Source organism: Kitasatospora saccharophila (assembly GCF_039529925.1).
Taxonomy (GTDB): domain Bacteria; phylum Actinomycetota; class Actinomycetes; order Streptomycetales; family Streptomycetaceae; genus Kitasatospora; species Kitasatospora saccharophila.
Genome location: NZ_BAAANS010000003.1, coordinates 88,419 through 102,548 on the forward strand (window position 1 = coordinate 88,419; position 14,130 = coordinate 102,548).

At 74.4% G+C, this 14,130-nt stretch carries 13 protein-coding genes; 8 read left to right on the forward strand and 5 right to left on the reverse strand.

The annotated features are described in order from the left end of the window. Nucleotides 1-172 precede the first annotated feature (172 nt). Complete coding sequence (locus ABD345_RS03500) at nt 173-3,541, forward strand: tetratricopeptide repeat protein (protein ID WP_344550193.1); 3,369 nt, start codon at nt 173-175, stop codon at nt 3,539-3,541. A 79-nt stretch (nt 3,542-3,620) separates the two neighbouring features. Here ABD345_RS03500 and ABD345_RS03505 read toward each other — a convergent pair whose 3' ends face one another. Then, nucleotides 3,621-3,941 (reverse strand): helix-turn-helix transcriptional regulator, encoded by a 321-nt coding sequence (locus ABD345_RS03505; protein WP_380276214.1) that lies wholly within the window; start codon nt 3,939-3,941, stop codon nt 3,621-3,623. Nucleotides 3,942-3,961: 20 nt separating this feature from the next. Between ABD345_RS03505 and ABD345_RS03510 the strand changes: the two genes are divergently transcribed. The 3 genes from ABD345_RS03510 to ABD345_RS03520 all read left to right on the forward strand — a co-directional run bounded on the left by ABD345_RS03510 (nt 3,962) and on the right by ABD345_RS03520 (nt 6,555). Continuing rightward, nucleotides 3,962-4,558, forward strand: a complete 597-nt coding sequence (locus ABD345_RS03510; protein ID WP_344550194.1) for a UbiD family decarboxylase domain-containing protein — start codon at nt 3,962-3,964, stop codon at nt 4,556-4,558. A gap of 164 nt (nt 4,559-4,722) precedes the next feature. Beyond that, the gene (locus tag ABD345_RS03515) at nt 4,723-5,754 is read left to right on the forward strand and encodes a LacI family DNA-binding transcriptional regulator (RefSeq protein WP_344550195.1); all 1,032 of its coding nucleotides are present in this window, start codon (nt 4,723-4,725) and stop codon (nt 5,752-5,754) included. Between the two features lie 207 nt (nt 5,755-5,961). Then, entirely contained in the window at nt 5,962-6,555 is a 594-nt protein-coding gene (locus tag ABD345_RS03520; RefSeq protein WP_344550196.1) for a polysaccharide deacetylase family protein, read from the forward strand. 316 nt (nt 6,556-6,871) lie between these two features. On the opposite strand, the gene ABD345_RS03525 is transcribed toward ABD345_RS03520, so the two are convergent. Further along, nucleotides 6,872-7,033 (reverse strand): hypothetical protein, encoded by a 162-nt coding sequence (locus tag ABD345_RS03525; RefSeq protein ID WP_344550197.1) that lies wholly within the window; start codon nt 7,031-7,033, stop codon nt 6,872-6,874. 190 nt (nt 7,034-7,223) lie between these two features. Between ABD345_RS03525 and ABD345_RS03530 the strand changes: the two genes are divergently transcribed. Beyond that, nucleotides 7,224-7,313, forward strand: a complete 90-nt coding sequence (locus tag ABD345_RS03530) for an LPXTG cell wall anchor domain-containing protein (RefSeq protein ID WP_344550198.1) — start codon at nt 7,224-7,226, stop codon at nt 7,311-7,313. A gap of 208 nt (nt 7,314-7,521) precedes the next feature. On the opposite strand, the gene ABD345_RS03535 is transcribed toward ABD345_RS03530, so the two are convergent. Both ABD345_RS03535 and xylB read right to left on the reverse strand, forming a co-directional pair. Further along, nucleotides 7,522-8,790 (reverse strand): ROK family protein, encoded by a 1,269-nt coding sequence (locus ABD345_RS03535; protein ID WP_344550199.1) that lies wholly within the window; start codon nt 8,788-8,790, stop codon nt 7,522-7,524. A 120-nt stretch (nt 8,791-8,910) separates the two neighbouring features. Then, nucleotides 8,911-10,338, reverse strand: a complete 1,428-nt coding sequence (xylB, locus tag ABD345_RS03540; protein ID WP_344550200.1) for a xylulokinase — start codon at nt 10,336-10,338, stop codon at nt 8,911-8,913. Nucleotides 10,339-10,575: 237 nt separating this feature from the next. Here xylB and xylA point away from each other — a divergent pair, with 237 nt between their 5' ends. Next, entirely contained in the window at nt 10,576-11,742 is a 1,167-nt protein-coding gene (gene xylA, locus ABD345_RS03545; RefSeq protein ID WP_344550201.1) for a xylose isomerase, read from the forward strand. A 147-nt stretch (nt 11,743-11,889) separates the two neighbouring features. After that, nucleotides 11,890-12,123 (forward strand): hypothetical protein, encoded by a 234-nt coding sequence (locus ABD345_RS03550; protein ID WP_344550202.1) that lies wholly within the window; start codon nt 11,890-11,892, stop codon nt 12,121-12,123. Between the two features lie 91 nt (nt 12,124-12,214). Here the strand turns inward: ABD345_RS03550 and ABD345_RS03555 are convergent, their stop codons facing one another. Continuing rightward, a complete protein-coding gene (locus ABD345_RS03555) occupies nt 12,215-13,348 on the reverse strand; it encodes an FAD-dependent monooxygenase (protein WP_344550203.1) in 1,134 nt (377 codons plus the stop codon). Between the two features lie 139 nt (nt 13,349-13,487). On the opposite strand from ABD345_RS03555, the gene ABD345_RS03560 reads away from it, so the two are divergent. Then, nucleotides 13,488-14,105 (forward strand): TetR/AcrR family transcriptional regulator, encoded by a 618-nt coding sequence (locus tag ABD345_RS03560; protein ID WP_344550204.1) that lies wholly within the window; start codon nt 13,488-13,490, stop codon nt 14,103-14,105. The last annotated feature ends 25 nt before the right edge of the window (nt 14,106-14,130 follow it).

Here is a 14,130-nt window from a genome sequence, read left to right on the forward strand (position 1 = left end):
GCCCGGCAGCCGTGATTCTCCCGCCCCCGGCCCCCCGGTGAACGACCGAGGGATCGTCCACCGGACAGGCCGTAGGGTTCCCCCACCGGCACGACGGCCGATCGGCGGCATCGCGGCGGCATCGCGGTGGCATCGCGGTGGGGTCTCCGAACGAGCGTGTGGGGCAGGGAAGATGGAAAAGTCACGGCTGGCCGGGGTGACCGGCCCCGGCGGTCCGGGTTCGGGTTACGCGGTCGGTGGTCGGCTGCTGCTCACCTCCGCCCACGTCGTGGCCCGGGCCGGCGAACGGGTCACGCTCTTCCGCCCGGGAAGGCCCGGGACGGTCGGCGGCCTGGTGGTGTGGTGCGGGACGCCGGGCGGACGGGACGACGCCGCGCTGGTCCTCGCCGACGACGACCCGCAGTGGCCCGCCCTGCCCGGCCCGCGCTGGGGACGCCTGGCCACCGACCGGCCCGGCACCGCCTGCCGCACCTGGGGCGTCCCCGACCTCGCCCAACGCTCCCCCACCGTCGAAGCCGTCCAACTCACCGGACGCATCAACCCCGGCACCGGCTACGTCCACAACCAGCACGTCGTCGACCTCGACCAACACCGGCCCCACTGGCCCGCCGACGGCACGTCCCCCTGGGGCGGCCTCTCCGGAGCCGCCGTCTTCTGCGACCACCTGCTGGTGGCCGTGGTGGCCGCCGACCGCTCGCACTCCGGACACGGCCAGCTCACCGCCGTCCCCGCCTACGCCCTCTTCCACCAGCCCGGCTTCCGCGCCGCCCTGGCCGAACACGCGGGCCCCACCGGCGGGTTGGAAGCCGCCGAGTTCCAGCACCTCGCCGACACCACCCCCGCCACCGGCCTGCTGCGCTCCCCCGCCGCGCTGCTCCAGGCCGCCCGGCAGACCGTCCCCTTCCACGGCCGCGAGGAACTCCTCGACCAACTCACCGCCTGGTGCGCACGGACCGGCTTCGGCGCCCGGCTCCTGCACGGCCCCGGCGGCCAGGGCAAGACCCGCCTCGCCCACCAACTCGCCCACCAGCTCACCGCCGACCACTGGGCCGTCCTCTGGCCCCGCCCCGACACCGCCCCCGAGCAGCTCCACCAACTACACGACGCCACCAAGCCGTTGCTGGTGGTCCTCGACTACGCCGAAACCCGCACCGCCCAACTCGCCGCGCTCGTCGAAGCCGCCGCCCGACACCCCGGCACCACCCCCTTCAAACTCCTCCTGCTCGCCCGCACCGACACCGACTGGTGGCCCCGCGCCAAGTCCGCGACCCCCCTCACCGAGGACTACCTCGACGGCGCCCCCTCCACCGCACTCCCCCCGCTCGAAGACGACCCCGGCAACCGCCCCCGCGCCTACCGCCACGCCACCCGGGCCCTCGCCACCGCCCTCCCCGCCGTCGACGGCCTCCCCGCCACCGACTGGTCGGCCACCGCCGAGGCCCTCCCCGTCCCCGACCTCGGCCAGCCCGCGTACGGCAACGCGCTCACCCTCCAGATGACCGCCCTCGCCGACCTCCTCGACACCACCACGCCCACCACCGCACCCGGCGCGGCGGGCGTCGAGGACCGGCTGCTCGGCCACGAAAGCCGCTACTGGCACCGCACCGCCGTCCCCGGCCTCACCCGCGCCACCCTGGAGACCGCCCTCGCCGCCGCCCACCTGCTCGGCGCGGCCACCCGCGAACAGGCCGACACCCTCTGGCGCTCCCTCCCCGCCCTCGCCGACCAACTCCGCGACCGCCGCGACGCCGTCACCGCCTGGCTCGGCGCCCTCTACCCCGCCACCGAACCCGGACGCCCCTGGGGCAGCCTGCAACCCGACCGTCTCGCCGAACGCCACATCGGCCGCACCCTCGACACCACCCCCGCCCTCGCCGACCAACTCCTCCCCCACGCCGACCAGGAACAGACCGCCCAACTCCTCACCGTCTACACCCGAGCCGCCGCCCACCCCGTCTTCGACGACCGCCTCACCACCCACCTCACCGCCCTCTGCCTGCGCCACCATCCACGGATCACCCCACAGGTCATCACCAGCGCCACCCGGGTCGACCACCCCCAACCACTCATCACCGCCCTCGACACCCTCACCACCGACCCCGCCACCCCCCTCAACGACCTCACCACCCTCCTGAACGGGTTCCCCGAGTCCAGCCAGCGCCTCGCCCACACCGCACTGCAATTGGCCCGTACCGTCACGGACCGCTACCGCGGCCTCGCCGACACCGACCCGCACACCTACCTGCCAGCCCTAGCCGCCGCCCTCAACAGCCTCGCCGTCCGACTGGGGGGCCTGGGACAATGGGAAGAGGGCCTGGCCGCCGCCCGCGAAGCCGTCGAGATCGGCCGTTCTCTCGCCCACACCGACCCCAACCTCCACCTGCCCGACCTAGCCGGGGCCCTCAACAACCTCTCCAGCCGCCTGGGAGAGCTGGGGCAGTGGCAGGAGGGCCTGGCCGCCATCCGCGAAGCCGTCGACCTCTACCGCCGACTCTCCCACACCGACCCCGACGCCCACCTGCCCGACCTCGCCATGTCCCTCAACAACCTCGCCATCCACCTGGGGGAGACCGGTCGGCGCGAAGAGGGCCTGACCGTCATCCGCGAAGCCGTCGAGATCCGCCGCACTCTCGCCCACACCGACCCCGACGCCTACCTGTCCAACCTCGCCGCTTCCCTTAACAACCTCTCCCTCCGACTGGGAGAGATCGGCCAGTACGCGGAGAGTCTGAACGCCATCCGCGAAGCCTCCGATCTCTACCGCACCCTCGCCCGGGCCAACCCCGACGCCCACCTACCCGACCTCGCCATGTCCCTCAACAACCTCTCCAACTTCCTGGGGGAACTGGGACAGTGGCAGGAGGGCCTGGCCGCCGTCCGCGAAGCCGTCGACCTCTACCGCCGACTCGCCCGGGCCAACCCCGACGCCCACCTGCCCGACCTCGCCATGTCCCTCAACAACCTCTCCAGCTTCCTGGGGGAACTGGGACAACGGCAGGAATGCCTGAGCACCATCCGTGAAGCCGTCGATCTCTACCGCCGACTCGTCCACGTCCACCCCCTGGCCTACCTGCCCCAGCTTGCCGTTTCCCTCAACAACCTCGGCACCAGGCTGGGAGAGTCGGGGCAGCAGCAGGAGGGGTTGGCCATCGTCCGCGAGGCCCTCAGCCTCTACCACACCCTCGCTCAAGCCCACCCCGACGCCTACCCCCCCTACCTCGCCTCTTCCCTCAACAACATCTCCCTCCGGCTGGGAGAGTTGGGACAGCAGGAAGAGAGCCTGAGCGCCATCCGTGAAGCCGTCGACCTCTACCGCCGACTCGTCCGTGCCAACCCCGACGTCCACCTGCCCGACTTCGCTGTGTCCCTCAACAACCTCGCCGTCCACCTGGGGAGGTTGGGCCGACGCGAAGCGGCCTTGAGCGCCATCTACGAAGCCACCGACCTTTACCGCACCCTCGCCCGCACCGACCCCGCACGGTTCGCCGAAAAGTTGCAGAGCTCCCTCGACAACGCCACCTGGCTCGGCTCCCTGCCCTGACAGCCGTCCTGAGCGCGCAGCCCCGCAGACCGGGCTGACTCGTGTCCCCTCCGCCCGAACGCGGTGGCGCGATCGGCCGTCAGTTCGGCGGGGTGATCCGGGCCCGGGTGCGGAAGGCGGTCGGGGTTTCGCCGGTGCGGTGGCGGAAGAAGCGGGCGAAGACGGTGGTGGACGGGAAGCCGAGGCGGTCGGCGATCGTGGCGGTGGTGGAGTCGCCGTGCAGCAGGAGGCGTTTGGCCTCCAGGGCGAGGCGTTCGTCGATGAAGGTCTTGGCGCCGTGGCCGGTGGCGGCGAGGGTCGCGCGGGTGAGGGTGCGGACGCTGTAGCCGAGCCGGGCGGCATAGTCCTCGACGCGGTGGGTGCGTTCGACTGCGGGGCGGGGAGCAGCGGCAGCCGCCAGGCCCGGCGGTCGAGGCGGGGATGCCGCTGCCGGCGGGGGTGAGCGAGGACGGCTACGTGGGGGCGCCGGCCGGGGCGCCGGTGGAGGTGGTGCGGGCGGAGACCAACGACCTGCTGGTGCCCGCCAACTCGGAGATCGTGCTGGAGGGTTGGGTCGAGGGCGAGGAGCTCGCCCCGGAGGGCCCGATGGGCGAGTACCACGGGTACGCGTTCCCGGAGGGCGGGTTGCAGCCGGTCTTCCACGTCGAGGCGGTGACCTGCTGGATCGTGGTGTCCGTCGAGCGGGCCCGGCGGAGCGAACTCGCGTTTTCGGACGACGAGTTGGCGGAGCTGATCACCGAGACGCTGTTCGCCTCGCACCCGGGGTGGCTGGTGCCGAAGGTGATCGTGGTGGACGACGACATCGACGTCACCGACGTCTCCCAGGTGGTCTGGGCGCTGGCCACCCGCCACCACCCGCAGACCGGCACCCGGCTCTACCCGGACACCCCGGACACCCCGGGCCTCCCGGTGGTCCCGTACCTGACCACCGCCGAGGCGAAGGCGGGCCGGGGCGGCAAGTCGGTCACCAACTGCCCCCTCCCGCACGGCTTCCCGGCCGCCCGACCGACCCCCTGACCGGCCCCTCCGCGCCCACGCCCCGCACCCCGCTCACCGCACCCCGAGGCGAATGTTTCGCATGATCGATGAATGTTGCGAAGACGCTAAGATCCTCTGCCCGCACGGGCCGAGGCCGTCGACCCACCCCACCCGTGACGCCCCGGGGCGCTACTATCCGAGCCATGAGCGCTGCAGAACTCGAACCCGACCCCGCACCGACCCTGTCGGAGATCGCCCGGGCGGCCGGCGTCTCGGCGCCGACAGTTTCGAAGGTGCTGAACGGCCGGGCCGACGTCGCGCCCGCGACCCGGGCCAAGGTCGAGGAGATCCTGCGCCGCACCGGCTACCAGCGCCGCCGCACCGCCGCACCGCCGTCCCGGCTGCTCGACCTGGTCTTCCACCAGCTCGACAGCGCCTGGGCGATGGAGGTGATCCGGGGCGTGGAGAACGTCGCCCGGGACGAGGGCCTGAGCGTGGTGCTCTCCGAGTCCGCCGGGCGGCTCACCCCGGGGCAGACCTGGGTGGACGGGGTGCTGGCCCGCCGTCCGGCCGGCGTGGTGCTGGTGCTGTCCGAGCTGGACGCCGCCCAGCGCGACCAACTCACCAGCCGGGACATCCCGTTCGTGGTGCTCGACCCGGCCGGCGACCCGGCCGAGGGGGTGCCCGCCGTCGGCACCGGCAACTGGCAGGGCGGCCTGGCCGCCACCCGGCACCTGCTCGACCTCGGCCACCGCCGGATCGGGATGATCTCCGGCCCGTCCGGCATGATGTGCAGCCGCGCCCGGGTCGACGGCTACCGCACCGCACTGGGGACGGCCCGGCTGCCGGTCGACCCGGAGCTGATCCTGGAGGGCAACTTCCACCACGAGGCGGGGTACGCCGCCGCCCGCACCCTGCTGACCCGCCCCGACCGGCCCACCGCCATCTTCGCGGGCAACGACCTGCAGGCCCTCGGCGTGTACGAGGCCGCCCGCGAACTGGGGCTGCGGGTGCCGGAGGACCTCTCGGTGGTCGGCTTCGACGACCTGCCGCTGGCCCGCTGGGTCGGTCCGCCGCTCACCACCGTCCGCCAGCCGCTGGTCGAGATGGCCGAGACCGCGGCCCGGCTCGCCATCGGGCTCGGCCGGGGCGAGCAGCCCACCGCGACCCGGGTCGACCTCGCCACCAGCCTGGTCGTCCGGGCCAGCACCGCCCCGCCGCCGACCGACGACTGACGACCGGACGGCCGGGCAACCGGACAGCCGGGCGACCGACAACCGAACACTGCACGACGCACGCCAACTCTCCTGCGCGGTCCGGACGTTCCGGGCCGCGCAGAGTGGTTGACGGCCCCGCCGGGCTCCCCTACCGTCGTCCGAGTCACACCGTAACATTCGAAATGTATTCGAAACTTTCGGATGGATCGATCGGAGGAGAGCAGCATGGCCGAGACCGCCGCCGCCCACCCGTCACCCGCGTCGTCCGGCACCCTCGCGCTGACCTTCGACGACGGCCCGCACCCCGACTCCACGCCCGAGCTGATCGACGCCCTGACCGCCGCCGGCCACCGGGCCACCTTCTTCCTGTGCGGCGCGCAGGCCGAGCGCCACCCGGAGCTGGTCCGCGCCCTGGACCGGGCCGGGATGGCGATCGCCAACCACACCTGGTCGCACCCGTCCCTGCCGGGCCTGTCACCGTCCGCCGTCCGGGACGAGATCCACTCCACCAACCGCGTCCTGGCCGAACTCACCGGCCGCCCGCCGGTCCTGTTCCGCCCGCCGTACGGCGCCACCTCGCCCGAGATCGGACGGATCGCCGCCGACGCGGGCCTGACCGAGACGCTCTGGGACGTCGACCCCCGGGACTGGGACGGCACCGAGCCCGCCGAGATCGTCGCCGTCCTCACCACGGCCCGCCCCGGGGACACCGTCCTGCTGCACGACCACGGCAACCGCAACACCGTCACCGCACTGCCCGCCGTGCTCGCCGCACTCACCGTGCGCGGCCTGCGCTCCGCCGTCCTGCCGCAGCGCTGAGTCCCGCCACGGCACCGAGCAGCACCGGCCGCGCGCCGCAACTCCCCCTCCCCCAGACCCCGGTGGCCGGACGCACCCGCCCAGCACCACGCGTCCGGTCACCGGTGGAACCACGGATCCGGAACCGTCCGCACCCGCTCCACTCCAGCTCTCCACAGACTCGGCACTTGATTGCCCTGTACAACTTGACCTGATCGTTGCAATAGCGCGCAGGTGGACATAAGGTGCACAGTCGAACAGATGCCCGCACAAGTGACTTGACCCGCCTTCCGCGGGTGGAGACAGTTTGAGCCGCCTCGGGCCTTCCACTACACGCCTACGTCGGGTCGGCGAAGGGCGCCAAGCTCACCGCCGCCACGGCCGAGGTGAACGGCGGCGACTCGAAGAAGCTCAACTTCAACCTGTCGCACACCTGCCCGGCGACCGAGACGGAGACCGCCCCGTCCCCCTCGCCCAGCACCTCCACCGGGCCGAGCACGAGCGCCTCGCCGTCGGCAGCCCGAGCCCGAGCCCGAGCCCTTCCGAGAGCGCCTCGGAGCCGGTGAGCCGACCCCGGCCGGCAGCACCCCGGCCACCGCGGTGCCGGGCGCCCGGCTCCGGTCGCCGGTCGCCGGTCGCCGGTCGCCGACGAGCAGCGGGGCGACCGCCTGGCGTTCACCGGCACCAGCGTGGTCGGCACCACCGTGGCCGGCCTGGCGCTGCTCGGCGCGGGTGGCGTGCTGGTCGCGCGTCGCCGCCGCCGGGGCGCGCACCGCTGAACCGGCCGGTCCGCTGACTCCCCCGGGAGACGGGCGGGTTGACGCCTCCCGGCAGACGAAGCGGACGACCCGAACAGCGTGAACGATGACGGCGGGGCCCGGACGGGCCCCGCCGTTGTGCGTCCGTCGCCGCGCGTCCGCCGCGGTACGCCCGCCCGCCGAACGGATCGGGCGGACGGGGTCGGGCGGGCGGAGTCGGGCGGACGGCTCAGGCGGCCTCGGGCTGCCAGAGCCCGGCCGGGTCGGTGTGCAGGCCGCGGACGGTGACCAGGGCGGCGCCCAGGACGGGGCCGCGGCGGCCCAACGGCGAGGCACGCAGGGCCTCTTCGGGCCAGGGGCGGACCCGGATCAGCTCGGCCAGCTCGGTCCGCATCGCGGGCAGCAGCCACTGCGCGAGGTCGGCGTACCCGCCGCCGAGGACGAGCGTGGCGGGGTCGATCAGGTTGACCGCGGCGGCCAGCGCGGTGCCGAGCGCGGTGCCCGCGTGCCGCAGGGCGCGCCGGACGGCGGCGTCCCCTTCTTCCGCCCGGCGGGCCAACTCGGTGATGGGGTCGGCTTCCTGACCGTCCGTCAGGTTCTCCGGCCGGTCCAGGTCGTCGGTGATCCCGGCGGAGCGGAGTACGGCGGCCAGGCCCGCGTACGGTTCGAGGCAGCCGCGGGCGCCGCAGGAGCAGGTACGTCCGTTGGGGCGGACGGTGAGGTGGCCGAGTTCGCCCGCGAAGCCCAGGACGCCGCGGAACAGGCGCCCGTCCAGGACGAGCGCGCCGCCGATGCCCTCGCCGGCCGAGATGTGCACGAAGGTGCCGGTGCCGGTGCCCTGCCAGAGTTCGGCCAGCGCGCCGAGGTTGGCCTCGTTCTCGACGGCGGGGGCGGTGCCGGGGCCGGGCCACAGCTCGGTGACGTCGACCTGGTGCCAGCCCAGGTTGGGGGCGTGCTCGATCCGGTTGCCGGGGTTGTCCAGCGGGACGCTGCCGGGGACGGCGAGCACTCGGCCGACCACCCGCAGGCCGAGCGCGACGGCCTCGGCCTCGGCGGCCGCGGCGAGTTCGGCGAGTTCGGCGAGGGTCTGCCCGGCGGGGCGGCCGGCGTTGGCGGCGGGGCGGTGCAGTTCGACCCGGACCTCGCCGCGCAGGTCGAGGACGCAGGCGCTGAGGTGCTCCACGCCGATCTCCAGGCCCAGCCCGGCCGGGCCGTTGCCGTTGAGGACCAGGGCGCGGCCGGGGCGGCCGACCCGGCCGCTGCGTTCGAGTTCGCCCTCCAGCAGCAGTCCGCCGCCGATGAGTTCGTCGACCAGGCTGGAGACGGCGGTGCGGGTCAGGCCGGTGCGGCCGGCCACGTCGGCGCGGGAGAGCGGGTGGGCGGCGGCGACGGTGCGCATCACCAGGGCGAGGTTCTGCCGCCGCATGTCCTGCTGCGAGGCGGGGCCGCGCCTGGTCGCGAGGTCGCCGTCCGACGGCTGCTGCCCGTCCTCTGTCACGTCTGCCCCGTTCCTCCGTGCCGTCGTCCGGCTCGTCCGTGCGTCTGTCGGGCCGCCCCGCGCGGGTCGGCCCGGACCGGACCGGGCCGCCCCTCGGTGCGGGGCGGCCCGGGTGTCGCGTCAGTGCGCGCCGTCCCCCTGCAGGGCGGCCGCGTGCGAAATGGTAGTCGCGATCCGTTCGAGCGCGGCGTCGTCCCGGGTGAGGGCGGGCAGCACCGGGCCGTCGGCGGTGCCCCAGCGGCGGGCGACGGCGTCGGCGCTCTCGCCGGTGAGCAGCGCGGCGGCCTGGGCGGCGGCGCCGAGGGCGACCAGTTCGCGGGCGGCGGGCAGTTGGACGGGGCGGCCGGAGAGCCGGCGGACGGTGTCCTGCCAGGCCCGGCCCTGGGCGCCGCCGCCGATCAGCAGGATCGGCCGGTCGGGGTCGGCGGCGTCGGGGCCGTCGACGGCGAGGACGTCGTCGAGGGCGGCGAGCAGCGAGTACGCGGCGCCGTCGTAGGCGGCCTGGAGCAGCTGGCCGGGGGTGGTGTCGTGGCGCAGGCCGTGCAGCAGGCCGCTGGCGTGCGGGAGGGCGGGGGTGCGTTCGCCGTCGAGGTAGGGCAGCAGGACGGCGGTGCCGCCGGGTTCGACGTCCTGGCGGTCGCGGCCGAGCAGGGTGGCGATCCGGTCGACGGCGAGGGTGCAGTTGAGGGTGCAGGCGAGCGGGAGCCAGCCGTCGAGGGCGTCGGCGAAGCCGGCGACGGTGCCGGTGGGGTCGGCGGGGCGGTTGCGGGCGACGGTGTAGACGGTGCCGGAGGTGCCGAGGCTGAGCACGGGGGTGCCGGGGGTGAGGCCGAGGCCGAGGGCGGCGGCCATGTTGTCGCCGGTGCCGGTGGCGATCGGGGTGCCGGGGCGCAGCGGTCCGCCGGGGAGGGCGTGTCCGGCGGCGGTGCCGGCGGGGGTGACGGCGGGGAGCAGGGCGGGGTCGAGCCCGATGTGGTCGAGGACGGCGGTGTGGTAGCCGTCGGGGGTCCACCAGCCGGTGCCGGAGGCGTCGCCGCGGTCGGTGGTGGCGGTGCCGGTGAGGCGTTCGGTGAGGTGGTCGTGCGGGAGGCGGACGGCGGCGGTGCGGTCGGCGTTGTCGGGTTCGGTGGCGCGCAGCCAGGCCCACTTGGCGGCGGTGAAGGAGGCGCCGGGGACGCTGCCGATCTCGGTGGCCCACCACTGGGCGCCGAACTTCCGCACCAGGTCGGCGGCCTGGGGTGCGGAGCGGACGTCGTTCCAGAGCAGGGCGGGGCGGACGGGGCGTCCGGCGGCGTCCAGGGTGACGAGTCCGTGCTGCTGGCCGCCGATGGCGAGGGCCTGGGCGCGGTCGGCCCAGCCGGTGGCGGCGACGGCGGTGGTGAGGGCGTCCCACCACTGGTCGGGGTCGCTCTCCTGGCCGTGCCGGGAGTCGACCCGGTGGGGGGCGCGGCCCTCGCCGAGGACCTGTCCGGTCTCGGCGTCGACGGCCAGGGCCTTGGTGGACTGGGTCGAGCTGTCGACGCCGATCACCACCTGCGGGTGTGCCATGGGCGTTGCTCCTGTCTGGGGTCGTCCGGTGGTCCGCGGGCGTCCGGGCCGGGGGTTTTCTTCGGGTGTTGCGCGCGGGGGCTTCCCCTCGCGGGCCTGGCCATACTAATTTGTCTTCCGGCCTTACGAATAGCCCCCAATCCGGGTTACCGTCGGTGCCGGGCCCGATCCGCGTCGGGCCACCGGTCGATCCCTCGGTCGATCCCCCCGGTCGATCACCAGCGTTTGGAGTACGCCATGAGCCAGCTCACCCCCACCCCCGACGACAAGTTCACCTTCGGTCTGTGGACGGTCGGCTGGCAGGGCCGCGACCCGTTCGGCGACGCCACCCGCCCGGCCCTGGACCCGGTCGAGACGGTCGAGAAGCTGGCCGCCCTGGGCGCGTACGGCGTGACCTTCCACGACGACGACCTCGTCCCGTTCGGCTCCTCGGACGCCGAGCGCGAGGCCATCGTCAAGCGGTTCCGGGGCGCCCTGGAGTCCACCGGCCTGCGGGTCCCGATGGCCACCACCAACCTGTTCACCCACCCGGTCTTCAAGGACGGCGCGTTCACCGCCAACGACCGGGACGTGCGCCGCTACGCGCTGCGCAAGACCATCCGCAACATCGACCTGGCGGTCGAGCTGGGCGCCACCGTGTACGTGGCCTGGGGCGGCCGCGAGGGCGCCGAGCACGGCGCGTCCAAGGACGTCCGGGTGGCGCTGGACCGCCTCAAGGAGGCGTTCGACCTGCTCGGCGACTACGTCACGGAGCAGGGCTACGACCTGCGCTTCGCGATCGAGCCAAAGCCGAACGAGCCCCGCGGCGACATCCTGCTGCCGACCATCGGCCACGCGCTGGCCTTCATCGACCGCCTGGAGCGCCCGGAGCTGGTCGGCCTCAACCCGGAGGTCGGCCACGAGCAGATGGCGGGCCTGAACTTCCCGCACGGCATCGCCCAGGCCCTGTGGTCGGGCAAGCTGTTCCACATCGACCTGAACGGCCAGTCCGGCATCAAGTACGACCAGGACTTCCGGTTCGGCGCGGGCGACCTGCGGCAGGCGTTCTGGCTGGTCGACCTGCTGGAGTCGTCCGACTACCAGGGCCCGCGGCACTTCGACTTCAAGCCGCCGCGCACCGAGGACTTCGACGGCGTCTGGGAGTCCGCGGCCGGCAACATGCGCAACTACCTGCTGCTGAAGGAGCGGGCGCTGGCCTTCCGTGCCGACTCCGAGGTGCAGGACGCGCTGCGCGCCGCCCGCCTGGACGAGCTCGCCCAGCCGACCGCCGCCGACGGCCTGGCCGCGCTGATCGCCGACCGCTCCGCGTTCGAGGAGTTCGACGTCACCGCCGCCGCCGAGCGCGGCATGGCCTTCGAGCGCCTGGACCAGCTGGCCATCGAGCACCTGCTCGGCGCCCGCTGACCGCAGCCCCTCCCCCCACCGGCCGGCCCCCTCCCCCCGGGGCCGGCCGGTCCCTTTTTCTCCTCAACTCCCTTACCTGCCAGACCTGCTGACGGATCGCCGAACGAGTGCGACAGTGGAGGTGACCGACCGAGAGGGAGGGATCCCGTGGGCCTGATCCACGCCTGGCGGATGCAGAAACTCGTCTCGGACGCCAGGACCGCCCATCAGCGGGGCGACCTGACGTTCGTCGCCGGCTTCGACCTCGACCGGCCGGTGCCGATGCGCCGGATCCGCAAGGAGATCGACGTCATCATCAGCGCGGTGGAGGCGGTCGGCTGGCGCTGCGTGGGCGTCCAGCCGTTCCTCGCCTCGGTGGAGATCGGCTTCGTCCGGGCCTGACTCCCCCGCTCCGCCCCTCACCCGCCCCCGTCCCTCACCCGCCCCCGCCCCTCACCTATTCCCGCCCCCGTCCCTCACCCGCTCCCGCTCCTCACTGCGGGAGCGCGCCCGGCCGGTAGTCGTACAGCCAGTCCGTGGACCGGCTGTACACCCGGGTGAACACCAGCGGCATCACCGCCTCCCGGACCAGAGAGGCCAGCGGGCCGGCCGTCTTGGCGCTCCGGTTGGTGGCCGCCGTACGGGCCAGCTTCCCGGCCCGGTCGGCGCGCTCGCGGTCGAAGGCGGCCAGCGCGGTGGGCCGGTCCGGCTCGGCGCGCAGGGCGCGGGCCAGCGCGATCGCGTCCTCCAGCGCGATGGACGCGCCCTGCCCCGCGCCCACCGGGTGCGCCGCGTCGCCGACCAGCACGCACCGGCCGTCCTGGCGGCGCGGGACCGGCGGCAGGACGTGGAACAGCGTCGCCGCGTCGATCCGCTCCGTCGCGCCGAGGATCCGCCGGGGCACCTCCTCGGCCGCGAACAGTTCGGCCAGCTCCTCGGCGCCGAGCTTGATCTCGGCCGGCGCGACGGGGTCGGCGATCTGCGCGGACCACCAGACCGTGCCGTCCGGCGCGGGCAGGTGCGCGAACGCGCCGCGCCGCCCGAAGGTCATGTTGAACGTCCGCCCCGGACCCGCCTCCGGCACCGCGCGGGCGACGCCGGCCACCCCGTACAGCCCGGCGTAGGCGGGCTGCGGCCCGGCCGGGTCGAGCATCCGCCGGACGGTCGAGCGCAGGCCGTCGGCGCCGACCACCAGGTCGGCCCCGGCCACCGCCTCGTCCGCCGGCCCCGCTCCCCCGTCCGGCCCGCCGAGCCGCTCGTCGACCACGATCCGCGCGCCGCGCCGGACCGCCTCGGCCCGCAGCGCCGCCACCAGGTCGGCCCGCCTCAGCGTCACGCTGCGCAGCGGGTCGTCCGCCGCCCGGCCGCGCGGGACGTCGCCGAGGCGCCTGCCGCGCCCGGACCACATCAGCTGCCGGTCGACCTCGAAGCCCACCGCCCGCACGGCCTCCAGGCAGCCCAGCGAGTCCAGCGCGCGCAGGCCGTTGACGGCCAGGCTCAGGAACGCCCCGACCGGTCCCGCCGGGTCCGGGTACGCCTCGTACACCGTCACCTCGGCGCCGATCCGGCGCAGCGCGATCGCGCTCGCCGACCCGGCCACTCCCGCGCCGATCACTACCGCCTTCATGTGTCCACCCCTCACTGAATCCTTGTTCAATGAATTCAGATTCACTGAACCGGCCGTCAGTATGATGTCCGCACGAGCGTCGGGTCAAGGCCCGACCGGAACGGGCCGGAACAGGACGAGGCGAGGGAGGCCGGACGCGATGAGCGTGCGCAAGGCGCAGGCGGCGGAGACCAGGGCGGCACTGCTGGAGGCCGCCCGGCGGCAGTTCGTCGAACGCGGCTACCTCAACACCAAGATCACCGACATCACGGCGGCCGCCGGCCGGGCCACCGGCTCGTTCTACGCGCACTTCGCCGACAAGGACGAACTGCTGCGCGCCCTGCTCGACGACGTCCGCGCCCAGGCCCGCGAACAGGTCGTCGCCGAGGTCCACCCGCGCGACCACGACCTGAGCGACCGGGCCCAACTGCACGCCCACCTCGGCGCGTCCTGGCAGGCGATGCGCGACCACCTGCCGGTCGCCGTCGCCCTCTTCGAGTCGATCGTCGCCGCCGGCCCCCGCTCCGGCCGGGCCTGGCAGCGCCTCACCGACGACACCGACGTCCTGCGCGACCACCTCGTCTACCTCGCCGAACAGGGCCACCCCCTCCCCGGCGACCCCGCCCTGCTCGCCCCCGCGATGGGCGCGATGCTCTCCCTGCTCTCCTACGCCCTGCTCACCACCCCCTCCCCCGCCCACCCCGACGCCGAAGTCATCGACACCCTCACCGACCTCCTCCTCCACGGCCTCGCCGGCCGCCCCCCGCACACCCCCTGACCACCCCGGCCCGGCGGCGGCGACC